General features: G+C 54.2%; 16 protein-coding genes and 2 tRNA genes. 3 read left to right on the forward strand and 15 right to left on the reverse strand.

All coding sequences use genetic code 11. The features are described 5' to 3' along the window. Positions 1-217: 217 nt before the first annotated feature. The 8 genes from AALG83_04680 to srtB form a co-directional block, all read right to left on the reverse strand. On the reverse strand, positions 218-1,141 hold the full coding sequence (locus tag AALG83_04680; protein MEY8382449.1) for a DUF4097 family beta strand repeat-containing protein: 924 nt from the start codon (positions 1,139-1,141) through the stop codon (positions 218-220). A gap of 2 nt (positions 1,142-1,143) precedes the next feature. Then, a complete protein-coding gene (locus AALG83_04685; protein MEY8382450.1) occupies positions 1,144-1,785 on the reverse strand; it encodes a permease prefix domain 1-containing protein in 642 nt (213 codons plus the stop codon). After that, positions 1,775-2,119 carry a PadR family transcriptional regulator gene (locus AALG83_04690; GenBank protein MEY8382451.1) on the reverse strand — a complete coding sequence of 115 codons (345 nt, stop codon included), beginning with the start codon at positions 2,117-2,119 and terminating at the stop codon, positions 1,775-1,777. The genes AALG83_04685 and AALG83_04690 overlap by 11 nt, the downstream gene beginning before the upstream one ends. A gap of 202 nt (positions 2,120-2,321) precedes the next feature. Beyond that, complete coding sequence (locus AALG83_04695; protein MEY8382452.1) at positions 2,322-2,582, reverse strand: hypothetical protein; 261 nt, start codon at positions 2,580-2,582, stop codon at positions 2,322-2,324. A gap of 60 nt (positions 2,583-2,642) precedes the next feature. Further along, entirely contained in the window at positions 2,643-3,626 is a 984-nt protein-coding gene (bsh, locus tag AALG83_04700; protein ID MEY8382453.1) for a choloylglycine hydrolase, read from the reverse strand. A 306-nt stretch (positions 3,627-3,932) separates the two neighbouring features. Beyond that, positions 3,933-4,009, reverse strand: a tRNA-Pro gene (locus AALG83_04705). Continuing rightward, a tRNA-Thr gene (locus AALG83_04710) sits at positions 4,010-4,085 on the reverse strand. It lies immediately after the preceding tRNA gene. 46 nt (positions 4,086-4,131) lie between these two features. Next, positions 4,132-4,902, reverse strand: a complete 771-nt coding sequence (gene srtB, locus AALG83_04715; protein ID MEY8382454.1) for a class B sortase — start codon at positions 4,900-4,902, stop codon at positions 4,132-4,134. A 118-nt stretch (positions 4,903-5,020) separates the two neighbouring features. Between srtB and pdaA the strand changes: the two genes are divergently transcribed. Beyond that, positions 5,021-5,833, forward strand: a complete 813-nt coding sequence (gene pdaA / locus AALG83_04720) for a delta-lactam-biosynthetic de-N-acetylase (GenBank protein ID MEY8382455.1) — start codon at positions 5,021-5,023, stop codon at positions 5,831-5,833. 82 nt (positions 5,834-5,915) lie between these two features. Here the strand turns inward: pdaA and AALG83_04725 are convergent, their stop codons facing one another. Together AALG83_04725 and ileS are read right to left on the reverse strand one after the other, a co-directional pair. Beyond that, positions 5,916-8,267 carry a hypothetical protein gene (locus AALG83_04725; protein MEY8382456.1) on the reverse strand — a complete coding sequence of 784 codons (2,352 nt, stop codon included), beginning with the start codon at positions 8,265-8,267 and terminating at the stop codon, positions 5,916-5,918. A 197-nt stretch (positions 8,268-8,464) separates the two neighbouring features. Beyond that, positions 8,465-11,587 carry an isoleucine--tRNA ligase gene (gene ileS / locus AALG83_04730; protein ID MEY8382457.1) on the reverse strand — a complete coding sequence of 1,041 codons (3,123 nt, stop codon included), beginning with the start codon at positions 11,585-11,587 and terminating at the stop codon, positions 8,465-8,467. A gap of 429 nt (positions 11,588-12,016) precedes the next feature. Here ileS and AALG83_04735 point away from each other — a divergent pair, with 429 nt between their 5' ends. Next, complete coding sequence (locus AALG83_04735; protein MEY8382458.1) at positions 12,017-13,462, forward strand: polysaccharide deacetylase family protein; 1,446 nt, start codon at positions 12,017-12,019, stop codon at positions 13,460-13,462. Between the two features lie 52 nt (positions 13,463-13,514). Here the strand turns inward: AALG83_04735 and AALG83_04740 are convergent, their stop codons facing one another. Next, on the reverse strand, positions 13,515-14,687 hold the full coding sequence (locus AALG83_04740; GenBank protein ID MEY8382459.1) for a phosphoglycerate dehydrogenase: 1,173 nt from the start codon (positions 14,685-14,687) through the stop codon (positions 13,515-13,517). Positions 14,688-14,704: 17 nt separating this feature from the next. Beyond that, on the reverse strand, positions 14,705-15,787 hold the full coding sequence (gene serC / locus AALG83_04745) for a 3-phosphoserine/phosphohydroxythreonine transaminase (protein ID MEY8382460.1): 1,083 nt from the start codon (positions 15,785-15,787) through the stop codon (positions 14,705-14,707). A gap of 180 nt (positions 15,788-15,967) precedes the next feature. On the opposite strand from serC, the gene AALG83_04750 reads away from it, so the two are divergent. Further along, positions 15,968-17,296 carry a replication-associated recombination protein A gene (locus AALG83_04750; protein ID MEY8382461.1) on the forward strand — a complete coding sequence of 443 codons (1,329 nt, stop codon included), beginning with the start codon at positions 15,968-15,970 and terminating at the stop codon, positions 17,294-17,296. A 47-nt stretch (positions 17,297-17,343) separates the two neighbouring features. Here the strand turns inward: AALG83_04750 and AALG83_04755 are convergent, their stop codons facing one another. The 3 genes from AALG83_04755 to AALG83_04765 form a co-directional block, all read right to left on the reverse strand. Next, positions 17,344-18,873, reverse strand: a complete 1,530-nt coding sequence (locus AALG83_04755; protein ID MEY8382462.1) for a hypothetical protein — start codon at positions 18,871-18,873, stop codon at positions 17,344-17,346. A gap of 194 nt (positions 18,874-19,067) precedes the next feature. Further along, the gene (locus AALG83_04760) at positions 19,068-20,084 is read right to left on the reverse strand and encodes an acyltransferase (GenBank protein MEY8382463.1); all 1,017 of its coding nucleotides are present in this window, start codon (positions 20,082-20,084) and stop codon (positions 19,068-19,070) included. 88 nt (positions 20,085-20,172) lie between these two features. Beyond that, positions 20,173-23,907: a phosphoribosylformylglycinamidine synthase gene (locus tag AALG83_04765; protein MEY8382464.1), complete on the reverse strand. Its 3,735-nt coding sequence runs from the start codon at positions 23,905-23,907 to the stop codon at positions 20,173-20,175. Positions 23,908-23,916 lie beyond the last annotated feature (9 nt).

Raw genomic sequence — 23,916 nt, forward strand, 5'->3', positions numbered from 1 at the left:
CGCCGTTCTCTGCCGGCAATCCGGCCAAAAACAGCGCTCAATTCTGTCGTTCCGAGCAGCCCAGGAAAAATCCGGGCTTTTTCTTATTATAGCATAGTTGCCCCTCATTACAAAGCATTGGCATTTCATTGGCGCCCATTCGTCAAATTCTTTGAAAAAAAGCGCGGTGCAAAAAATGCCAGGGCTTTTGCCCCGGCATTTCCATGCGCTTTCCGCGCTATAGCTTCTCAATATCCATGCTGCCCGAAACCGTATCGAAGGTGAATTCCGCACCGCCGTTTTTATAAACCGCCTGTTTCTTCTGGGCGATCGTCGGGAAACTCGAGTAGAACTGCCCGCTGGTCGTGTGATACCGGGCGGTAAAGCCGTCGTTTTCCGGAATTTGCAGGCGCACGCCCCCGCTGACCGTCTCAGCATCCACCTTTCTTGGGCAGATATTGCTGCGTATCGTCAGATTGCCCGAGACACTGTTGCCGCTCGCCTCCTGAAAGGCGCCGGAAATATCGATAGTGCCGCTGACGCTCTCCATCTCCAGCTCGGTTGCCTGAATGTTTTCGCCGCGAATCCCGCCGCTGACCGTCTCCAAATTAAGCTCCCGGCAGGAAAGATCCGAAACGTGAATGGCGCCCGAAACGCTGGAAACCTTCATCTCTGCCCCGCTGGCCCCCTGTATGCTGACGGGCGCAGAAATCGAGCTGACCTCCAGCTCTGCAAGCGATCCTGCCATGGCATACGGGATCTTGACTTCCAGGCTCTTGCTTGGCGTGCTCGAGAAAATCCGGAAGCCCCTTTTGGGCGCGCAAAACTGGATCGTCAGCTTTCCGCCCCGCAAATAGAAGCGCATCATATCCTCTTCCAACAGCGCCCGGCCGGCCTGCTCCCGGAAGACGACTTCATTGCCCTCGTAGGGGATAACCTGCACGTCTCCCGCACCCCAGTTGATCTCAATCTCCGAGATCTCCCTCATATCGATCTGGTTGCTGCCAACCAGGTATTGCTCGCTGTCGTCATAAGAAAAAGAACCAAACACAGTGATACCCCCTAACGAAAAGCCACCCGTCAGCCCCTGAACCAGAACGGCCGTCAGCGCCAGCGCAACCAGAGACCAGACGATGATCCGAATAATTGCCGAAGTTCTCATGGCTACCTCCCCAAATCAAAGATGGCTCTCAGCACGGAGTTGATGGCGGAGGAGATCAGGAAAATGACCCAGCTGATATGCCATGCGCCCATACTGAAGCTGATCAGGAAATAGATCACGACTGTAATCGACCAAAGCGCGGAAGAGAGCGCTTTATAGATCTGATGCCGGTTGCTGTTGTGGGTCTTCCATTCCTTAAAGTTCTCCACGACTGTGTCGTCCCGGCTGACATAGCGCGGGCGCGTCATGCCGTTATAGATGAGCAGCGCCGTCGCCAGTGCGATGACGATAAACATGGGGATCACGCCGCCCTCTTCCCAGATCAGGCAGGGGATCAGCGATAAAATATACATCGCAACAGCCGTCGCGACCATGATAGCCGAGCGCTTTCTTGCCTCGGGATACGGGTTCTGCGCATCATAGGCGCGCTCACTGCGCTCCAGCTCCTCCAGCAGCGGGCTGATATCCCCAACGCCCGCCACAGCGATATTGTAGGCCGCTTCCTCGGTTTTGCCTTCCCTTATCAGATCGTCGTATTTATCGTATAGGTTCTGCAAAATTTCTTCCTTGAGTTCTACTGTCTTTTTGGTGCGTGGTGCATCGATAAATAAAGATTCGACATAACCTCTTAATCTATCTCTCATCACTTTTCTCCTCTCCAATTAAAATATCAATTAGCTTTTTCGCAACTTCCCATTCTTCCCGCAGCCGCTGATACGTCTGTTTTCCATGCTTTGTGATGCTGTAGTATCTCCTGCGCGCGCCGGTCTGCTCGTCGCCCCAATAGGAATAGATGCAGCCCGATTCCTCCAGCCTGCGGAAAGCCGTATACAGCGTGGCCTCTTTGAGCTCATATTGCTGATCCGTCTTCTGCTGAATCGCCTTATTGATCTCGTAGCCATAGCTATCTCCCTGCAGCAGATGCGCCAGGATGATGGTTTCCGTATGGCCGCGGATTAAATCCGAAGCAATCGCCATGCTCCCGCTCCTTTCTTCTCTTTTAATATATAGTATACCGCAATACCTCATCTGTCAATGTATATTTGTATCCAAACTATATCTTTTTTCCCTGATGCCCTCTCCCAGGCCAAATAAAGGCTAAAGCGCGGGCCATCACCTGCCGCTTTGGATACAAAAACAAACCTGAAGCAAGGCTGCTTCAGGTTCATTCTCATCGATTTTATGTTTCAAGGAGCTCAAAGTTCTTCGCAAAAGCCTCCAAATCGTCTATCAGGAACAGATCGCTGCTCCATTTTCCCGGCCAGACCGCGTATAGCGTGGAATCACCGTGTACCACCCTTTGGTAGGCCGCAAAAACTTCTGGGAGATCGGATTTATTTTTATGGTGCATTTGCGACACTGCCCCATCTTTTCCAACCTCAATATAGCAGACTGTGCTCCCAGTATACGGAAAATACTCCTGCTCTTTCGCGCTTCTCATGCCATCGCCTCCTTTTTCCAGATTATAGCAAGTCTCTGCCAGAGAATCAAGCTTTGCAAACTATTTCCTATTCTGCCACCGAATCTGCTCCTGCATCATAAGCGGATACCGCACCAGCTTCTCGCTATCCAGATTCTCTTCTTTCATATCGACTGCCGTAATCTGGTGGTTATCATAGGTGGTATAGTAATAGATGCCCTGATCCGCGTTGCAGCAGGAAGTGTAGATCGTAATTTCAAATGCCCCGCCGTCCACTTCACAGCACCCTCTTTGCTGTTCCACGGCGCCTAGAATGTGGAAAAACTGGCTCACGCTCTCCAGCTCCGAATCCCCGGAAACCGCGTTCATCTTTGTGAATGCCACCCGGACGAACCGGGATTGCGAGGAGAGATCTCCCGGCATTCCCAGCGCTCCCATGCCCCGGCTATATGCCTGAAGCGGCAATGCGCTGGAAAAGCGATTTTTCGGCTCTTTAGGCGATAAATGCATGTAGTTGTTCAGCGCAAACATCTGCTCATCAAAGGGAGGGTTGTTGGTCAAAACGCCTGCGGGGTTCGCATAAATCCTCAGCCCTTCCCGGACGGCCTCCAGGGTGATCACCTCGTTTTTGTCCGCGATAATCCAGTGCAGCTGTGCCTGCGGCAAATCCTGGCTAAAGGGAATATCCACAAGATGAATATTCGCCAGAAGCTCTTTGGCTTCCACTACCGTGGCGCATTGCCCAAGAACCCAGAAAATCAGCTCAAACGGCGCGATGTTGTCCTTGCCCGGCACCTTTTGCTTTTCATAGTGCGCATTTCCCACAAAATTGAGCCCCGCCATGCCCAGGCCTTTTTCATTTACCGCATCGTAATAAAGCGGAACTCCCTGGGCCACATGGGCCATCCCGATCATCGCATAGTGCCGTTGCATTTGCTCCACACATCGAAAAGAAAATGGATAACTGCGCGGCGTTATCACAATTTCCTCGCCGTAGGAGCAGTCGTAATCGAGCGTTCTGCCAAAATAGAAATCCTTCGTTTGATATGTCGCCGCTGTACACATAACTTGCCTCCGTCTGCCTGGTTTATTTTTAGGAAAACTTCGCTCCAAAACTCTCGGTTTCCTTTCAGATAAGAGAGTTTTATATCATTTCTTCCCTTTTCATTATTCATCTCTCTCTGCCTTCTTATACCACCATAGCAGGGCAAAACTGCTTTCTATTTGTTGTGTTGTATTTCGTGTTGCATTTTTACTAGAAACATTCAAATTATGTACAAAATTTTGGAAGCGCCTGCAAATAGTTATAATTGGTTTTTCGCCCAACAAAGGCAAAAATAAAAAACCACTCTTATAGAGTGGTTTTAACTTTGGTCGGGGTAACAGGATTTGAACCTGCGACCTCTTCGTCCCGAACGAAGCGCGCTACCAAGCTGCGCTATACCCCGTGGAGCTGATGAGCAGACTCGAACTGCCGACCTACGCCTTACCAAGGCGTTGCGCTACCAACTGTGCCACATCAGCGTGCCTACATAGTATACAACACCTTGCAAGGAATTTCAAGATCTTTTTATTGCGAAACTGCAACCAATTTTGCCTGAACGATGAAGCGCTTGCTCTGGCTGGTTTTGGTGCAGGTTGAGAGCGTCACAATGCGCTCGGTTACATTCACCGAAACGTCCGTTTTGATGTCGGACTGTGCAATGGCAGAATCCAGGTAGGCGCGGTATTGCTCATCCGTGGTAAAGTTAAACGGCACGTTCTCCATCTTGGCGTCGATTTCATAGGCCGCGAAAACTTCCAGCCGGTAGACCTGCTCTTTTGTATAGAGCATGAAAACCGGGTGTTGATCGTAGTATTCCTGGTTCTTATATTCGATGAGCGAGCCGAACATCGCGCCGCTGTTCATGCGGTGCCCATAAATCACCGTATTGGCATCCCAGAAGCGTGCATGGTTGCGGCTATCCATAAAAATACTGCCGTATTTATGCTGCTCCCCCTCAAAGACATGGTTCAGATAATAGGTATTATCCTCTCCCTGCACGATAGGATAGTTGATCACCGTCCCATCCAGATAAAGCCAGCCGATAAAATCCGGGTTGATGGCGGCAAGAGCATCGTAATCCACCGTAAATTTTTCGTCATCGCCCTTGTTACCCTGAGGGATATTGACATACTGCGTCATGCCATCCATCAGGTCATCGCCCTTTTTATATTCGAAGTAGGAAGAAAGCAGAATTCCCACACAAATAACCGCCCCCAGCGCACAGACGATGATGGCAAGATTCAAAAATGATTTCCGTCTTTTTCTGCTATGCTTTCCAGCCTTTTGCTCTCTCATAATACGCCTCCGTTTTTGCACCCCTATTCTATCACATCCCTCCCCATTTTCCTAGAGCATTTTGCATAAAAAAGCGTTTGTTTTCATAGTTTTTACTAATTGGTTCAGGAGGTTTTCCATGAAAAGCAAAAGCAATTTTGTAATCGGCAGCTGCATTGCCTGCCTGTTTGGGCTGGCCTTTGCTCTTGTTTATATGACGCTCGCCCCAAGCTCGACGACTGTCGCACATACGGCAGAGAAATCCTATAGCTGGTATTATAAACCCAGGGAAGACGGCCAGCAGCCCATCGTCGCAGACGACGCATCTTTTCTTGACGATTATAACCTCATCTATCTGGGGGACCCCAACTCCAAATCCATCTACCTGACCTTTGACTCGGGCTATGAGAACGGCTATACCGAGAAGATCCTCGACGTTTTAAAGGGAAAAAACGCCCCGGCGGCCTTTTTCGTCACCGGGCACTATATGAAGAGTAATCCGGAAATCATCAAGCGCATGAAGGATGAGGGGCATCTCGTCTGCAACCACACGGTAAACCATGCGGATCTTTCCGCTACTACCGACATCGCCACCTATCAAAAAGAGCTGGATGGGCTCTGCGAGCTCTATCAGGAAATTACCGGCGAGCAGATGCCGCGCTTTATGCGCCCGCCGGAGGGAAAATACAGCGAGGCTATGCTGAAAATCGTTCAGGAAATGGGCTATACCCCGGTTTTCTGGAGCTTTGCCTATAAGGATTGGCTCAACGACGCCCAGCCGGATACTGCCGCCGCCAAGAAAACCATTCTGACGCGCACGCACCCCGGCGAGATCGCCCTGCTGCACTCCACCTCGGCCACCAACGCCGCCGTGCTGGGCGAAGTGATCGACACCTGGCGGGCAGATGGCTACGAGATCCACAGCATCGAGGAGCTGGTCTCGGCACAATGACGGCGCCAAGCCTCTTAACAGAAAAACCGCAGTGCAAATGTACTGCGGTTTTCTTGTTATATTCTTTTTTAGTAAGAGAATATCAGTCGATGGCCATGATATACTGCAAATTTCCGTAGCCCATGCCATGGCCGACGCCGACCCATGTATTGGCCAGCGTTACATTGTGGCCGCGCGCAGCCACACGGCCGGGATCGCTATAATAGATCGTCCCATTGCTGTTGCGCATGGCCACAACAGCATGGCTGCCATTGCCGCTGAAATAGACCAGCACGCCCTCCGGGTTGCGCGTGAGTGCTTCAGCAATTGCTGCCCGCCCATTCGCCGCCGGATTTTTGATATATGTTCTGCCATCAGAAAAGCCGTTGTAATATGGCGAACTAGCTGAAACTGCGGCAACCGGCCTGACGCCGAATTTTGAAAGAATCGTCGGAAAATGCAGCGGAGTCCTGCAGCCGTTGCGATCATAAACCGTGCGCGGAGTTGCCTCAACGCCGTTATTCTGCAAAACGATGGCTGTCGCTGTAACGACACATGCGTTTTTCTTTACCGAAGTAGAGAATCCCCAAGCCGCATCCCCCTGATGATAATGAATGTGCTGCCTGGTAGGAAGCTGGGTATAGACCGGCGCCGAAAACTCGCCGTAGTATTTTTTCCCGCCAATCTTCTGATATGCCCGCACTTTATAATACTTAGTGCTGTTGGCCGGCTCCGGCCCGTAGACATAGTTCTCAATCTGGCCGTTCGGAATATCTGCCAGCAGCGTATAGTTCCCATTCTCTTCGGCCGCATAATAGATCTCATACCCCGAAACATTGGGAAGTTTTTCCCAGTTGATATTGCGCTTGGTCTCCTCCCCTTCGCGCACTTTCACGAAGCGGAAGCGCGTTGTGGGAATGCGGGCTGCCTCATTGCAGACCGGCCTGGATTCAGCTCCATAGCTGCGCTTGCCCTGATCGACTACATACGGGCGAACTTTATAATATTTCACCCCGCCAATGGGCTCCGGCCCATAGACATAGTTCTCGATGTTCCCATCCCCGATATCTGCCAGCAGGCGGTATGCCCCGTCTTTGCTATTCGCAATATAGAGCTCATAGCCGCTCGCTCCCGGCACTTTCTCCCAGTTGATATTGCGCCGGGTTAGATCCCCAGGCCGGGCTTTGACAAAGCGAAACTGCGTGCCAGCCAGCAGCCCGGGCACATTGCCTACCACCTTAGAGTATGCCCCATAGCTCCGCATGCCGTCGGCGTCTTTGGCATATGGGCGCACTTTGTAGTACTTCACCCCGCCAATGGGCTCCGGCCCATAGACGTAGTTCTCAGCATCGCCGCCTTTGATATCTGTCAGCAGACGGTAGGCCCCATCCTTGCTATCCGCAACATAGAGCTCATAACCTTCCGCTCCCGGCACTTTCTCCCAGTTGATGTTGCGCCGGGTCAAATCTCCCGGCCGTGCCTTGACGAAGCGGAACTGCGTGCTGACCAGAGCTACCGGCGCATTGTTCACCGCTCCGGAATATTCGCCATAGCTTCGCGCTCCATCTGCATCCTGCGCATACGGCCGCACTTTGTAGTACTTCACCCCGCCGATGGGTTCTGGACCATAGACATAGTTCTCAGCATCGCCACCTTTGATATCCGTCAGCAAGCGGTAGGCCCCATCCTTGCTATCCGCAATATAGAGCTCATAACCTTCCGCTCCCGGCACTTTCTCCCAGTTGATGTTGCGCCGGGTCAAATCCCCCGGCCGCACTTTCACAAAGCGGAACTGCGTGCCAGCCAGAACTGCCGGCGCATTGCTCACCACTTCGGAATATTCGCCATAGCCCCGCGAGCCGTCCGCATCTTTGGCGTATGGCCGCACTTTATAGTATTTCACCCCGCCGATGGGCTCCGGCCCATAGACGTAGTTCTCGGTGCTGCCGCCCTTGATATCCGCCAGCAAACGATATGCCCCATCCTTGCTATCCGCAATATAGAGCTCATAGCCTTCCGCTCCTGGCACTTTCTCCCAGTTGATATTCCGTTTCGTCAGCTCTCCTGGCCGCACTTTCACAAAGCGGAACTGCGTGCTGGCCAGAGCTGCCGGCGCATTGCTCACCACTTCGGAATATTCACCATAGCTTCGCGCTCCATCTGCATCTTTGGCGTATGGCCGCACCTTGTAGTATTTCACTTCGCCAATCGGCTCTGGCCCATAGACGTAGTTTTCGATGCTTCCATTCTCAATATCGGCCAGCAGGCGGTATTCTCCGTCTTTGGAGTCGGCGATATACAGCTCGTAACCCTCTGCCCCCGGCACTTTCTCCCAGTTGATATTGCGCTTTGTCAGCTCTCCTGGCCGCACCTTGACAAAGCGAAACTGCGTACTGCCCAGCGCCGCTTTTTCCTGCTCGGCCGCCTGCGCAAGGCACGGCGAAAGCAAAACCATGCAGCAAAACAAAACAATGATACTTTTATAAAACAAATTTTTCATCATTCTTTTAAACCTATCTTTAGTATCAAAAATGTGTAACAGAATTGTATCACTTTCGCACTGTTTCGTCAATCTTCATCGATTGATTGGCGCTTTTTGCCATTTTAAATCACAAAAAAAGAGCCTTTTGTAAGGCCCTTTTTTTGTGTTCGCTATTTCTTCTCTACAGAGAAGGTTGCGCTCATGCCGTTGATATCCCACTGCTTCTGGTAGCCGGAAAGCGCGCCATAGGCAACTTCATCCGCCAGTGTTTCCCCGGCGACTTCGCTCTCGTTCTCCCGGAGAATCTCTGCAACCTCGCCCTCCGAGACGGCCAAGCGGATGTGATCCGTCACTTCAAAGCCCGCCTCCTTGCGCATGGTCTGCACTTTGCTGATGATCTCCCGGATATTGCCTTCCAGGATCAGCTCAGGCGTCAGCGTCTCATCCAAAATGACGGCGATTTCGCCCTCGGTTTCCACGGCAAAGCCCTCCTTCTGCATGGGCTCGATGAGCAGATCCGCTTCTGTCAGCGAAACTTCCGCTCCATTGGCTGCAAAGGTATAGGCGCCGCCGTTTGCAACGGCCTTTACAACCGCGCTGCCATCCGCCTCTGCCAGATGCGAACGGATTGCTCCCAGCAGCTTGCCATATTTTGGTCCAAGCGTCTTGAGCTGGGGCTTGACCTGATAGGTGATGAACTGCTCCATCGCGGCGCCCAGCTGCACATTCTTGACGTTGAGCTCGCCTTTGATCACTTCCTGATACTGCTCTGGCAGCTGCTCCACGCCGCCGACATACAGCGCCGAAAGCGGCTGGCGGTTCTTGAGCCCGGCTGTGTTGCGGCAGGCGCGCCCCAGGGTAACGATGGAGAGCACGCTGTCCATATTCTCTTCCAGTTTTTCATCGATGCGGGCGGCATCTGCCATGGGATAGGCGCAGAGATGCACGCTCTCGGGCGCATTTTTGTCTACACTGCGCACGAGGTTTTGGTAGATCGTCTCGGCGATGAAGGGCGTGAACGGCGCGATGAGGCGGATAAATGTCTCGAGGACGGTATAGAGCGTCATATACGCATCAATCTTATCCTGCGTCATCTCGCTGCCCCAGTAGCGCTCGCGGCCGCGGCGGACATACCAGTTGGAAAGCTCATCTACAAACGCCGCAAGCTCCCGCGTCGCCTCAGTAATATGGTATCCATCCAGGAAATCCGTCACTTTTCTGACGGTGGAATTCAGCCGGGAGAGCACCCAGCGATCCATGATGGAGAGGTTTTCCGTATCCGAAAGCGTGTATTTGGTCGGGTCGAACTGGTCGATTTCCGCGTAGAGGATATAGAACGCATAGGTGTTCCAAAGCGGCCCCATGAACTTGCGCTGTGCCTCGGAAACCGCGTCGCCGTAGAAGCGGCTGGGCAGCCAGGGCGCAGAGCCGGAATAGAAGTACCAGCGCACCGCGTCCGCGCCCTGCTTATCCAGCACAGACCACGGATCCACGACATTGCCGATATGCTTGCTCATCTTGCGGCCGTCTTTATCCTGCACATGCCCCAGCACAATGCAGTTTTCAAAGGGTGCCTTGCCGAATACCGCCGTCCCGATGGCCAGAAGCGTATAGAACCAGCCGCGCGTCTGATCCACGGCCTCGCTGATGAAGTTGGCCGGGAAGCGCTTTTCGAACTCTTCCTTATGCTCAAAGGGATAGTGCCACTGCGCAAAGGGCATGGAGCCGGAATCATACCAGCAGTCGATGACTTCCGGGACCCGGTGCATCCTGCCGCCGCACTCCGGGCACTTCAGCGTGATTTTGTCGATAAACGGCTTATGCAGCTCGATATCATCCGGAACGCCCTCACCCATCTCTTTGAGCTCTGCGATGCTGCCCACCACATGAATGTGCCCGCAGTCGCAGACCCAGATGGGAAGCGGCGTGCCCCAGTAGCGCTCTCTGGAGATGCCCCAGTCGATGACGTTATCCAGGAAGTTGCCCATGCGGCCGTCCCGGATATTTTCAGGCAGCCAGTTGACGCCGGCGTTGTTCTTCATCAATTCGTCGTGCAGTGCCGTCATCTTGATGAACCAGGTGCTTCTGGCGTAATAGATGAGCGGCGTATTGCAGCGCCAGCAGAAGGGATAGCTATGCGTGAATTCCGGCGCATCAAAGAGCAGGCCCTTTTCCTCCAGCGCCTCGATGACTTTGGGATCCGCATCCTTGACGAACATGCCGTCCCAGGGCGTCCCCCCGCAGAGCTCGCCCTTGGTATTGACCAGCTGAATGAAGGGCAGGTTATTTTCCCGGCAGACCCGGGCGTCATCCTCACCAAAAGCCGGCGCGTTGTGCACGATGCCCGTGCCGTCTGTCGTCGTGACATAATCATCTGCGATGATATAATGCGCCTTGCCCTGGCCTTCGCAGGCCTTGGCTGTGCACTCAAACAGCGGCTCATAGCTTCTGCCCACCAGCTCGCTGCCCAGATACGTCTGCACAATCTCGGCGCCCTCGCCCAGCACCTGCTCCACCAAATCCTTTGCCAGGATATAGGCTTTTCCATCCTTCACCGCCTTGGCATACTGCACATTTGCGTTGACGCACAGGCAGACGTTGGAAGGCAGCGTCCAGGGCGTGGTCGTCCAGGCCAGATAGGCGGCATCATCGTCCGTGCATTTAAAGATGGCCGTGGCCGAGCGCTCGGTGATATCCTGATACCCTTGGGCAACCTCATGCGAGGAAAGCGCCGTTCCGCAGCGCGGGCAATAGGGGACGATCTTATGCCCCTTATACAGCAGACCCTTTTCGTGAATCTGCTTGAGCGACCACCAGACGGATTCGATGTAGTTGTTGTCGTAAGTGATATAGGGATTTTCCATATCCGCCCAGTAGCCCACCCGGCGGCTCATCTCTTCCCATTCTCCCTTATATTTCCAGACGCTCTCCTTGCACTTCTGGATAAACGGCTCGACACCATACTGCTCGATCTGCTCCTTGCCATCCAGATGCAGCAGCTTTTCCACTTCCAGCTCGACAGGCAGGCCGTGGGTATCCCAGCCGGCCTTGCGCAGCACATTATAGCCCTGCATCGCCTTATAGCGCGGGAATAAATCCTTGATGCAGCGCGTCAAAATATGGCCGATATGCGGCTTGCCGTTCGCCGTGGGCGGGCCGTCATAAAAGGTGAATTCCGGCCGCCCTTCTCCGGCTGCCTGCGCCTTTTTGAAGATCTGCTCCCTTTCCCAGAAGGAGAGCACTTCTTCCTCTCTTCCGATAAAATTCAGATCCGTGCTTACTTTTTGATACATCTCCATACTCCTCAGTTTTCTGATGTTTGTTTTCCCAGTCTGCCTCATAAAAAAAGCCCCTTCGCTATAGGGCGAAGAGACCGCGGTACCACCTAAATTCCCCTTGCGGGGCACTTGATGCAGATAACGCCTGCCAGCGCGCGCCCTTTCGAAAAGTGATAACAAAGGAAGCTTCCTCCGCCAGGCTCGCACTCTCCCCGGCTCGCTTTGGATTCCCTTTCCCTGCCGCGTCTTTTCAGGCGCTCTGTATTCTGCTCTTATTATATTTTATCTTTCCCGATTTGTAAAGGCCGATTCGCACACCGAAAAAGATTGGGTAAAATTTCTTGGATACAGAATTCAAATTCTTGTAACATTGGCTTTTCCGTCTGTTCATTTTTCCCTTCCCCTGCTATACTTATCTACGGAAAGTATCGTTTGGAGGCAGTCATGAACCGCGTTAGAAGAATTGTTGCAGCATTTGCTTGTTTTGCTCTGGGTATCTCTTTGTTTTCCGGCTGTAAGAAAGCCGAGGAGCAGCCGCTCCCCAGCCCGGAAATTTCTGCTGCGCCAAATTTCTCTGTGCATCGCTCGACGCTGGATCAATATGGTCTGACCGGGGAGATCAAGGAAGATGATCAGTTTGCCTGCGCCGTTTATTATCCGCGGCTGGAAAACCAGGCCATGGATGCCGTCATAGAAGAAAAAGTCAATCGCAGAATTGCTTCTTTTAAGGAAGATGCCAGCAACCTGGCCAGCCAGGAAAGCCAGCGGCCTCATGCCTGGCTTTTCATGGATTTCCGCTCGGTTCAGGCCGGGACGAACGGCAATATTGCCAGCATTCGCCTGTTTGGATGGAGCCGCAAAGCTGGAGAGGAGGCGCCGCAGTATTTCTCCGAATGCCTGAGCTTTGATATCGCTTCCGGGCGCCAACTGGTAGACGGCGATCTGTTCGCAGACGGCTTTCAGCAACCGCTGGCAGATCTTTGCTCTGCCGCACTTGCAGAGGCATATCCCGGCCAGGAGATCTCCTTCGAGGGCTGCCCGCTGGATGGCATTGCCAGCCGTGCACTGCCGACAGCCAGCGGTATCGAGCTCTATTTCTCCAGCAGTGAAGTCGCGGCGGCGGATCTTGGCATATTATCCGTTTCCCTTTCCTATGAGAGCCTGAACGCCATTTTGAGCAAAGAAATGCAGTATCGCCTGAGCGAAAATTATGGACAACCCCAGCCCAGGCCTGAGGACAACCGCCAGCCCTTTGAATCCGGCGGCAGAATGCTGGATCCCTCTAAGCCTATGATCGCTCTCTCCTTCGACGACGGCCCGGATAGCGAAGTAACGCCAAAAATTTTGGATCTGCTCCAGCAATATAACGCCCGGGCAACCTTCTGCGTCGTAGGCAACCGCGTGGGCAGCAGGAAGGATGTCGTCAAGCGCGCTGTGGACGAAGGCAACGAAATTGCCAACCACACCTGGGAGCATAAGGACACGAATAAGCTGAATATCGAGGAAATCAAAGATCAGATTACCCGCACCAACGACATCGTCCGAGAGGCCAGCGGGTTTGAGATCCGCTATATCCGGCCGACTTACGGCAACGTCCAGGAAAACCTCAAGCAGGTCAGCCGGGAGCTGAACATGCCTATGGTCAACTGGAGCATCGATTCCGAGGATTGGAAGAGCAAAAACCCGGATCTCATCTACCAGATGATCATGAGCGAGGCCAGGGATGGCCGCGTCATCCTCTGCCACGATATTTACGACACCACCTATCAGGCGATGGCCCGGGTCATCCCGGATCTCATTGCCCAGGGCTATCAGATCGTTACGATCGATGAGCTGTTCAGCTTTGCAGATTCCCAGCCCGTGGGCGGGCAGGTCTGGCGGAAACGGTAAGAAACTGCACAAAAAAAGAAGCGCTGATGCGCTTCTTTTTTTGCTCTGACTTTTATGCAATCTCCCGCACTTTGATGACTCCGCCGATGGCCTTAATCTCATCGATAGCCTGCTCCGAGATTTTCTCATTCAGATCGAAAACGGTATAGGCGATCTGCCCGCGGGACTTATTGACCATCTCCTCGATGTTCAACCCTTCCTTGGCCAGCACGCTCGTCATCTGGCTGACCATATTGGGCAGGTTGTCGTGAATCACAGAAATGCGGTGATGCACCGGCTCGCCCAGCAGGCAGTTTGGCATGTTGACCGAGTTTTTGATGCTCCCCCGCTCCAGGAAGTGCTTGATCTCGTTGGCCGCCATCACCGCGCAGTTCTCCTCGGATTCCGGCGTAGATGCGCCAAGATGCGGAATGCAGATGACGTTTTCGTGCATCAGGCAGCGGGCATCCGGGAAGTCTGTGATGTATTTGGCGACTTTCCCGCTGTCCAGCGCCTCAAACAGGGAGGTCTCCCGAATGATGCCGCCCCGGGCAAAGTTCAGAATGATGACGCCGTCCTTCATCTTGCCAAACTCCGGAGAGCTGATATAGTCGCGCGTCTGCTCCATCAGCGGGACGTGCACGGTAATATAATCAGCCTTGGAAAGCAGATCCTCCATCTTTGCCGCCTTATGGACGCTGTCCGAGAGGTGCCATGCGTTGTCGATAGAGATATACGGGTCGTACCCGATGACATCCATGCCGACATTCGTCGCCGCATTGGCCACCAGCACGCCCACCGCGCCCAGGCCGATGACGCCCAGGGTCTTTCCCTGAATTTCCGGGCCCACAAACTGGCTCTTTCCCTTTTCCACCAACTTGGGAATCTGATCGCCTTCTCCAATCAGCGTCTTTGCCCACTCCACGCCCTCGACGACATTGCGGGAGGCGACGAGCAGCGCGCAGAGCACCAGCTCCTTGACGGCGTTGGCATTGGCACCCGGCGTATTGAACACGACGATCCCCTTCTCCGTGCAGCGGTCGATGGGCAGGTTGTTCACACCGGCGCCCGCCCGGGCAAACGCCAGGTTGCGCTCGGAAAGCGGCATATCCAGGCAGCCTGCGCTGCGCACCAAAAAGGCATCCGCTTCCGCATCCTCGATATGCGAGGAGACGAGATAGTCGCTCTTGGGGAGTTTATCGTAAATGGCAGTAGAAATCGCGTTCAGTTTCTTGACGTTAAACATGCTTTCCTCTTCTTCCTTTATTGATTTTCCTTTTCAAACTTCTCCATGAAATCGGCCAGCGCCTGCACGCCCTCCATGCTCATGGCATTATAGATGCTCGCACGCATCCCGCCGACGCTTCTATGGCCCTTGATATTCACGATGCCCTGCTCCGCCGCCTCTGCGCAGAATTTTTGATCCAGCTCTTCGTTGCCCGTAACGAAGGTTACGTTCATCAGCGAGCGGGAATCCTTGCGCGCGCAGCCCTTGAACAGCCGGGACTGATCGAGATAATCGTAGAGCAGCGCGGCTTTCTTCTTGTTTCTCTCTTCCATTGCCGCAACGCCGCCGTTTTCCTTGAGGTTTTTGAACACCAGCCCGGCCAGATAGATGCCGTAGGTCGGCGGGGTGTTGTACATGGAGCCGTTTTCCGCATAGACTTTGTAATCCAGCATGGGCGGAATATCCTCTTTTCTGCCAATCAGGTCTTCGCGCACGATGACGATGGTCAGCCCGGCAGGCCCGATGTTCTTCTGCGCGCCTGCGTAAATCAGGCCGTAATCCGAGACGTCAATCTGCTCGGAGAGAATGCAGGAAGACATATCCGAGACGATGGGAATGCCGCCCGTCTCGGGCAGTTTTGCATAGCGCGTGCCGTAGATGGTGTTGTTGGATGTGATATGGACATAGTCTGCCGGCGTTTTGAACATCTCGGGCGTCGTCTCCGGGATAAAGGAGAATTTATATTCCTGGGAAGAGGCCGGGATGATGACATTGCCAAAGCGCTTTGCCTCAGCAGCCGCCTTCTTGGCAAAAGAGCCGGAAACGATATAGTAGGCCAAATCGTGCTCCGCGCCCAGCAGGTTCATGGGCACCATATCGAACTGCAAAGACGCGCCGCCCTGCAAAAACAGAACTTTATAGTTCTCCGGGATACCCATCAGCTCCCGCAGGCAAGCCTCTGCTTCGTCGATGATATCCTGATACACCTTGGAGCGATGGCTCATCTCCATGACAGACATCCCCGTGCCGCGGTAATCGCACATCTCTGCCGCAGCCTGCTCCAGCACCGGCAGCGGCAGCGTGCTCGGGCCTGCCGCAAAATTATAAACGCGTTTCAAACTATGTACCTCCGCAAAAATATTTCAAATTATTCTGTTCCCAAAACTATACAGTTTGATTATAGACCAAAAAGCCGATTCCAGCAATATCATAATATGCTAAATTATGATATAATGCCAGAAGGAAATGCGATAAGAAACACAGTTCGCCGCTTTATGGGAAAGCGGAAAGGAAACAATATGGATCTATTTCAGGCAAACCTAAAAAAAGAGGCGCCGCTGGCCGACCGAATGCGCCCGCGGACGCTGGAGGAGTTCATCGGCCAGGAGCATATCGTCGGCCAGGGCAGGCTGCTGCGCCGGGCCATTTTGGCAGACAAGCTGGGCTCCTGCATTTTCTATGGCCCTCCCGGCTCGGGCAAATCCACCTTGGCCGAGATCATCGCGAATACGACGCACTCTGCCTTCCGCAAGATGAATGCCGTCTCGGACGGCGTCAAGCAGGCCCGGGAGATCATCTCTGAAGCGGAAAATTACAGCAAACTATACGGCGGGAGCACCTACCTTCTGCTGGACGAATGCCACCGCTGGTCCAAAACGCAGTCCGACAGCATGCTGCCCGCCATCGAGAAAGGCACGATTAAGCTCATCGGCAGCACCACAGAGAACCCGCTGGTCGCCATGACGCCTGCCATCGTTTCCCGGTGCCGCCTTTTCGAATTCCGCCCACTGACCGAGCAGGATGTTCGGGCGGCAGTTCTGCGGGCGCTGGCCGACGAGGAGCGCGGCTATGGGCAGCGCAAAATTTACCTGGAAGAGAGCGCCCTGCATCATATCGTGTATACCGCAAACGGCGACTGCCGGGCGGCCCTGGGCGCGCTGGAGCTGGCCGTGCTGACCACCAGTCCCAATGCACAGGGTGAGATCCTCATCGATTTACAGACTGCCGAAGATTCCATTCAGAAGCGTGCTGTGCGCATGGACGACAGCGAATACTACGATATGCTCTCGGCTTTCTGCAAATCCTTGCGCGGCTCGGACAGCGACGCGGCGCTGTTTTGGTGCGGCAGAATGCTCTATGCGGGCGTGGATCCCCGCATCATCACCCGGCGCATGATTGTCCATGCCTCGGAGGACGTGGGCCTGGCCAACCCTCAGGCCTTGCAGCAGGCAGTCGCCGCTGCCCAGGCTCTGGAGCTGCTGGGCATGCCCGAAGCTCGGCTGAATATCGCCCAAGCCATCATCTTCATCTGCGAAAGCCCCAAATCCGGCAGCGTAACAGAGGCCGTGGAAAAGGCTTTTTACGACGCCGAACACAGCTATCAGATTGGCGTTCCCCCATATCTGCGGGATACGCACTATTCCGGCTCCGAGCGGACAGAGAGCGGCAAAGGCTATCTCTTCCCGCATGATTTCCCCGGCCACTATGTCCCCCAGCAGTATCTGCCGGATAACCTGGCCGATGCGCGCTACTACGCGCCCACGCAGCAAGGCGCGGAAGCCAAAATTGCCGAGGCCAAGCGGCGCAGGGATGCCCTTGCCGCAGATTGGAAAAAGAGCCAGAAGTAAAAGAGCAATAAGAAAAAGAGCAGAGCCAAAAGCCCTGCTCTTTTTCTTTAGTAAATCAAAATCTGCTCCTTGGTTTTTTTAACTTCCACTCTATCAGTCAGCCATAAATAATCGCAGACCAAACCCTCGCTCTGCCGATATCCGCTATACCCTGCGAACTTGAGCTCCCCTTTTTTAAAGGATTTCACTCCGGTATCCGCTATTTTGTATTCCTGCAAAATACCGACGCAATCCTCTGTGAGCATGCGCATGCTGTCCGCATCCTTGGCCCACATCAACATGCCCGTTATTTGATCCCCATCCCCTTTTGGAATTATGTATGGCTCTTTGATATAGACAAAGCAGTCCCCCTCCAGTTCCACATAAACAGCCCGCAGATAGACATTCTCATCAATAAACTCGCCTTTTTGCCCCCATTTCGCGCAGTATAGATCGCCTACTGCGCTTCGGTTTGCATGTTTGCCATAACAAACCATGCTTCCATCCGCAGATACGCTGATGGATACCGCGCCCTGATCGATCACCTGCGTATCCAAAACCTCTGGGCCGTCTAACCTTGCGGAGCAGAGGTTTCCCTCCCGATCGATGAAATAGATCTTCTCGTTTTGTATGGTGTAAACTGATCCAAACTCTAAAATTTTCTGTTTTTGCCCGCCTGATGTTACATAGTATAGAATGCGCTCATCCTTCGCCTGCTTTGCCGGGCCGCTCAAATAAAAAGCGCTCGCCCCTCCTTCTGGCCCTTGCAAAATATTCCCGTATTTTGTAGCGACAATAATGTTGGTATTGGCAATCTCATCCGCAAAAGAGACAACCTGCGCAGGTTTTCCCCTCTTTTGGAACAAGATGCTCTGGGCTCGCCCGTTTAAAATGACGATTAGTTTCTCTTTCGGGTTAAAATAGGCTAGAATATTGGGCTCTTCTCCCAGCGCCGTCTCATACTGGCCTACTGATTTTCCATCAAAATAGAACACGCTATTCTCTTTCATCCAGACGCATTGGCTCCCATCATTGGAAATGGCAACAGGCGTGCAGGGCGCGCTTCCCGGTTCCTCCAGCTGCTTTGGCTTCCCTTTTGCTCCAAAAGCCCAAAGTGAGCCGTCGGATAGAGCCAGCAGCAAACTGCTGTCCGACTCGCCGCCTACCCACTTGGAAGTGGCCGCCTCGCCCAGCGCTGTGCTCTTTGCGTTTTGATAGGTATAGCGGTAATATTGCCGCTCCCCGCCCTGCTCCACGCAGTAAATCGCAGATTGATCGTAGACCTTAAGCAGCTTATAGTTTTCCTGATCGCAAACATTCTTCTCTCCGAGCCCCAGCCCGTCTGTAATCGAGATGCCGTCTCTGCTTAGCAGCAGAATATGGTTTTCATCCGGCGTAACGATGCCTCCCGTTTTGCCTGGCGCATAGACCAGTTCTCCGTCGCTGCGCCGATAGATGAGCCCATCCTTTGCATTCAGCTGCATCTGTACCGCTTTTCTCGCATACTCCCGCTCCTGTTCCGCACCGCCTGCACAGCCAGCCAGCATAAGCAACACCATCGCGGCGCAAATCACCAAGGCAATCCCACGTTTTTTCATGTTTTTCTCTCTTTTCTTATGATTGGGTTTATTTCCAGTATAGACTGAATCCACCGCAAAATCAATATTATATCATTTATTTACAATATAATATTGCTGAATCATTTTTCTAGCTCTCCTTTCACTGCTTCGCACTTCTATCTGTTTTACAAAAAAAGGCGAGCCATACCCGGCCTGCCTCTTTTCTTCTCACTCTACTTCCCCGCAGATCCCAGCCTTTTCCGCATCGCCGCAAACAGCAGATGCAGCAGGCATCCAAGCAAAATACTGCCGGCAGCTGCGGCCGCCGCATACCAGAAATCGCTTTTGATATAGCAGAGATCGCTGCGCAAAAGGAGCATCACAAGCCCCTGCACCATATAAATCTCCAGCGAGCGCTTCCCTAAAAATTCCAGCGGGCGGGAATCATATTTCGCCTTGCGGCCGACGAGCACAGCCAAAACAGCAAACAGCGCCGTGCGCAATAGCGCGATGAGCACATGCGCCTCGGAGCTCATAGGCCGGATCATCGCCCAGAGCAGCAGTGCGCCAGCGTATAAAATGGCCGGATAGCTTTTTCTGATTGGCTCCCCCAGCCTATCCTGATAGCAGCCCCACGTGACGCCCACGCCAAACGCCAGGGACGACTGATACCACCAATATCCAAACTCCAGCCTTTTGCAGGCATAGACATAGGCGAACACCAGCAGATAAATCGAAATATTTGCGAGCCAGCTGTTTCTGCATCCCCGAAAACAAAGATAAAACGCCGTATAAAACAGCAAAATAGCGATGATAAACCAGGAATGGGTTACCAGCGTAACTCCCCTGGATGCGTCGCTTAAAATAGAGGCAAGCGTCAGCCCTTCTCCCAAAACGATGCCGCGGAAAAAATAGTAGATGAGGTTCATCACAAGATAAGGCAGCACAATTTTTAACAGCAGTTTTTTGAAATACCCATCAAAATAAGCTTTCCCCTTGGCCCGGAATTGTGTGGACAGCCCGAATCCCGAGAGCAGGAAAAAGACAGCCACGGCATACGGGCCGATATCTGTAAACAAACGGAAGCAATATCCTTCCTCGGGCATTATTTGCGCCAAATGATGAAACACAACCACCATCGCCATAAGTCCTTTGAGCGCCGTAAAAGAACCAAGGGAAAGATAGTCTTCGTGCGTTTGCTTCCGGAAAGCGATCATGCTTAAAAACAGGCAGATCACCAAAAAATCCATATGCTCTCTCCTCTACCCAAAACAGTTTTGCAGCCATAAAAACGGCCTGGTTTTCCAGGCCGTTTTTTATTGAGTTAGGCGCAGCGCCCTACAGGAAATATTCCACTCCGGCTCTTGCCAGCCCCTGGTCTTTCTCGCCCGGGACATTGCGCAGCAGGCCGTCCGTATAGCGCTCGCTGTGGCCCATCTTGCCGAATACCCGGCCATCCGGGGAGAGCAGCCCTTCCACCGCGCAGTAAGCGCCGTTGGGGTTGACTGCAATATCCATGCCGACTTTGCCCTTCTCATCGCAATACTGCGTCGCAATTTGGCCGTTCGCGATGAGCGTTTGCAGCTCCTGCGGCGTGCAGGTGAAGCGGCCCTCGCCGTGGGAAATGGCAATGGTATGCACGTCTCCTGCATTGACATTTGCCAGCCAGGGCGATTTCACCGAGCTTACCCGCGTGTTCACCAGGCAGGAAGCATGGCGGCCGATGTTGTTGAACGTCAGCGTTGAGCTGTCCTCGCCCATGGGGCGAATCTCGCCGTAGGGAACCAGCCCCAGCTTGATGAGCGCCTGGAAGCCGTTGCAAATGCCCAGCATGAGGCCGTCGCGCTTTTTCAGCAGATTCATCACCGCCTCGGAAACCAGCGGGTTGCGGAAGACTGCCGTAATAAACTTGCCCGAGCCATCCGGCTCGTCGCCGCCCGAGAAGCCACCGGGCAGCATGATGATCTGGCTGTTCTCGATTTCCCGAACCAGCCGCGCGATGGAATCCTCCACGGCCTGGGGCGTCAGGTTGCGGATGATCACCGTCTCCGCTGTGGCGCCGGCGCGCTGGAAGAAATCCTTGGAATCGTATTCGCAGTTTGTTCCCGGGAACACCGGGATGACGACATGCGGCTTTGCCACGCTCAGCTTGGCTTTCTTCGCTGCCCTCTGGGTGCAGAGCGGAACTTCCGCCGCCAAATCTCCCTGGACCATCTTGCTGGGGAACACCTTCTCCAGCGGCGAGCGGAACGCCTCTTCGCATTTTTCCAGGCAGACGCTGCTGCCCTGATAGGAGACTGCGCCTTCCGCCGTGAGATCTGCAATCTTCTGGTAGCCGGGCAGTTCCTCCGCGCTCTCGAACAAAATTGCGCCATAGAGCTTGCGGCAAAGCTGCGCCATGCGCACCTGATCGTCGATGCGCACGCCAATTCCGTTACCCATGGCCATCTTGGCCAGCGCCGCCAGCATGCCGCCCCGCTCGACGGCATAAGCCGCCGCAACTTTTCCTTCTTTGACCAGCGCAGAGAACGCGCTGTATTTCTCCTTCACATCCTCGAACACCGGCAGGCAGACCGGGTCGAGATCGATATCCAGCAGATAAACATAATTGCCCGGCTTTTTGAACTCTGTGGAGACGATATGCTCCATGCCGGCCACCGTCAGCGCGAAGGAGCAGAGCGTCGGCGGAACCGAAATATCCCGGAATGTGCCGGACATGGAATCCTTGCCGCCAATGGCCGCGATGCCCAGCCCCTGCTGCGCATACATCGCGCCCAGCAATGCCGAAACCGGCTTGCCCCATTTCTCGGGCCCGCCCATCCGCTCAAAATATTCCTGAAGCGTCAGCCAGGCGTTCTGATACTCTCCGCCTGCCGCCACCAGCTTGGCCACCGAGTTTAGGATGGCAAATACCGCGCCGTGGAAGGGGCTCTGCGAGAGCAGATACGGGTCCAGCCCGAAGCTTAGCATCGTGGCATCTCTGCTCATGCCGTCCAGCACGGGGATTTTGGCGACCATCGTCTGAATGGGCGTCAGCTGTTTTTTTCCGCCCAGCGGCATGAGCACAGTGTTGGCGCCAATCGTCGAGTCAAACCGCTCCAGCAATCCTTTCTGGCTGCAAATATTCAGATCCGAGAGCAACGCCAGCAGTGTCTGCTCAAAATCCTCCGCCTCGGCTGCCGCCGGCTCGTCGAACATGCCCTTGGTTTCGGAGTTGGCGACCAGCGCGCTGGCATACTGCGTTGCACCGTTGGTATTGAGGAACTCCCGCTCAATATCCACGATGGTCTGCCCATTCCAGAGCATGCGCATCCTGCCGCTGTCCGTTACGACGGCCACAACCGTCGCCTCCAGGTTCTCCTTATCCGCCTCGGCCAGCACTTTCTCCACATCTCCCGCCGCGACGACAACCGCCATGCGCTCCTGAGATTCGGAAATGGCGATCTCCGTGCCATCCAGGCCCTCGTATTTCTTGGGTACCTTGTCGAGGTCAATATCCAGGCTGTCTGCCAGCTCGCCAATGGCGACGCAAACGCCGCCGGCACCGAAGTCGTTGCAGCGCTTAACTAGCCGCGTGAAATCCGGGTTGCGGAACAACCGCTGCAATTTGCGCTCGGTCAGCGGATTGCCCTTTTGCACTTCTGCGCCGCATTCCGCGGTGGATTTTTCGTCGTGTGCCTTGCTGCTGCCCGTTGCGCCGCCAATGCCATCCCGGCCCGTCCGCCCGCCAATGAGGACGATGACGTCCCCCTCCTCCGGGCGCTCCCGGCGCACGTTCTCTTTGGGCGCCGCGGCCACGACCGCGCCAATCTCCATGCGTTTTGCCTTATAGCCCGGGTGGTAGACCTCGCTGACCAGCCCGGTAGCTAGGCCAATCTGGTTGCCGTAGGAGGAATATCCCGCCGCCGCTTCCCGGGTGATCTTGCGCTGGGGCAGCTTGTATTCCATGGTATCTGCCGTGCTCTCCCGGGGATCGCCGCTGCCTGTCACGCGCATGGCGTGGTAAACATAGCTCCGGCCGGAGAGCGGATCGCGGATCGCGCCGCCCAGGCAGGTTGCCGCGCCGCCGAACGGCTCAATCTCCGTCGGGTGGTTGTGCGTCTCGTTTTTGAACATCACCAGGTAATCCCGGTCGCCCTTGTCCGTACGCAGTTTATGCTCGATGGAGCAGGCATTGATCTCCTCGCTCTCATCCAGCCCCTGCATTCCGCCGCGCTTTTTGGCGAGCTTGGGGTAGATCGTCGCCATATCCATCAGGCAGACGGGCTTATCCCGATCGCCGTAAACTTCTTTTCTGGCCGCCAGATAATCCTCATAAACTTCCTGGATTTTCGCGCCCACCGGCCCCTCTTCAAACTGCACGTCCGTCAGCTTGGTCTGGAACGTCGTGTGCCGGCAGTGATCCGACCAATAGGTATCCACAACCTTGAGCTCGGTAATCGTCGGGTTGCGGCCAATTTTTTTGAAATAATCCCGGGTGAAGATGAGATCCGCCGCGCTCATGGCAAAGCCGTTCTCCTGGCAGTATGCGGCAGTCTGCGCGTCATCCATGGAGATAAAGCCGTCTACCGTCGCAACCTCGGTCGGGATGGTCAGCTGAAGCGCCAGCGTCTCCGGCTTTTCCAAAGATGCCTCTCTGGAATCCACCGGGTTGATGACGTATTGTTTGATCTTCTCAACTTCTTCCGCCGTGAGATCGCCCGAAAGCAGGTAGATGGTCGCCGTGGCAATCTCCGGGCGCTGTTTCCTCAGCAGCAGCTGCACGCACTGAGCCGCGGAATCCGCCCGCTGGTCATACTGCCCGGGCAGATATTCCATGCCAAAGGCAATCTCACCCTGGCGGATGGGCAGCTCTTCGCGGTAAACCTTGTCCACCGCGGGCTCGGAGAACACATTTTCGATGGCGCTCTCGTAATCCTCCTCGGCGATGCCCTCAATATCGTAGCGCAAAACAATGCGGACACCCTCGAGGCTGTCCAAAAAGAGATTTTCGCGAAAATCCGCCAGCGCGCCCTGGGCGGCGACATCGTAACCCTCTTTTTTCTCGACGAATATTCTTCTCACTTTGCTCATAGCGTCTCT

It is taken from the genome of Christensenellaceae bacterium 44-20 (assembly GCA_041223705.1).
In the GTDB taxonomy this organism is placed as follows: Bacteria; Bacillota; Clostridia; order Christensenellales; family Christensenellaceae; genus QANA01.

Excerpts from the sequence above, each read along its gene's own strand:
- AALG83_04735 (MEY8382458.1), top strand. The coding sequence starts at position 12,017 with ATGAACCGCGTTAGAAGAATTGTTGCAGCATTTGCTTGTTTTGCTCTG.
- AALG83_04760 (MEY8382463.1), bottom strand. The coding sequence starts at position 20,084 with ATGGATTTTTTGGTGATCTGCCTGTTTTTAAGCATGATCGCTTTCCGG.
- AALG83_04740 (MEY8382459.1), bottom strand. The coding sequence starts at position 14,687 with ATGTTTAACGTCAAGAAACTGAACGCGATTTCTACTGCCATTTACGAT.
- ileS (MEY8382457.1), bottom strand. The coding sequence starts at position 11,587 with ATGTATCAAAAAGTAAGCACGGATCTGAATTTTATCGGAAGAGAGGAA.
- AALG83_04695 (MEY8382452.1), bottom strand. The coding sequence starts at position 2,582 with ATGAGAAGCGCGAAAGAGCAGGAGTATTTTCCGTATACTGGGAGCACA.
- srtB (MEY8382454.1), bottom strand. The coding sequence starts at position 4,902 with ATGAGAGAGCAAAAGGCTGGAAAGCATAGCAGAAAAAGACGGAAATCA.
- AALG83_04765 (MEY8382464.1), bottom strand. The coding sequence starts at position 23,907 with ATGAGCAAAGTGAGAAGAATATTCGTCGAGAAAAAAGAGGGTTACGAT.
- AALG83_04750 (MEY8382461.1), top strand. The coding sequence starts at position 15,968 with ATGGATCTATTTCAGGCAAACCTAAAAAAAGAGGCGCCGCTGGCCGAC.
- bsh (MEY8382453.1), bottom strand. The coding sequence starts at position 3,626 with ATGTGTACAGCGGCGACATATCAAACGAAGGATTTCTATTTTGGCAGA.
- AALG83_04685 (MEY8382450.1), bottom strand. The coding sequence starts at position 1,785 with ATGAGAGATAGATTAAGAGGTTATGTCGAATCTTTATTTATCGATGCA.
- AALG83_04725 (MEY8382456.1), bottom strand. The coding sequence starts at position 8,267 with ATGGTTTTGCTTTCGCCGTGCCTTGCGCAGGCGGCCGAGCAGGAAAAA.
- AALG83_04680 (MEY8382449.1), bottom strand. The coding sequence starts at position 1,141 with ATGAGAACTTCGGCAATTATTCGGATCATCGTCTGGTCTCTGGTTGCG.
- AALG83_04690 (MEY8382451.1), bottom strand. The coding sequence starts at position 2,119 with ATGGCGATTGCTTCGGATTTAATCCGCGGCCATACGGAAACCATCATC.
- AALG83_04755 (MEY8382462.1), bottom strand. The coding sequence starts at position 18,873 with ATGAAAAAACGTGGGATTGCCTTGGTGATTTGCGCCGCGATGGTGTTG.
- pdaA (MEY8382455.1), top strand. The coding sequence starts at position 5,021 with ATGAAAAGCAAAAGCAATTTTGTAATCGGCAGCTGCATTGCCTGCCTG.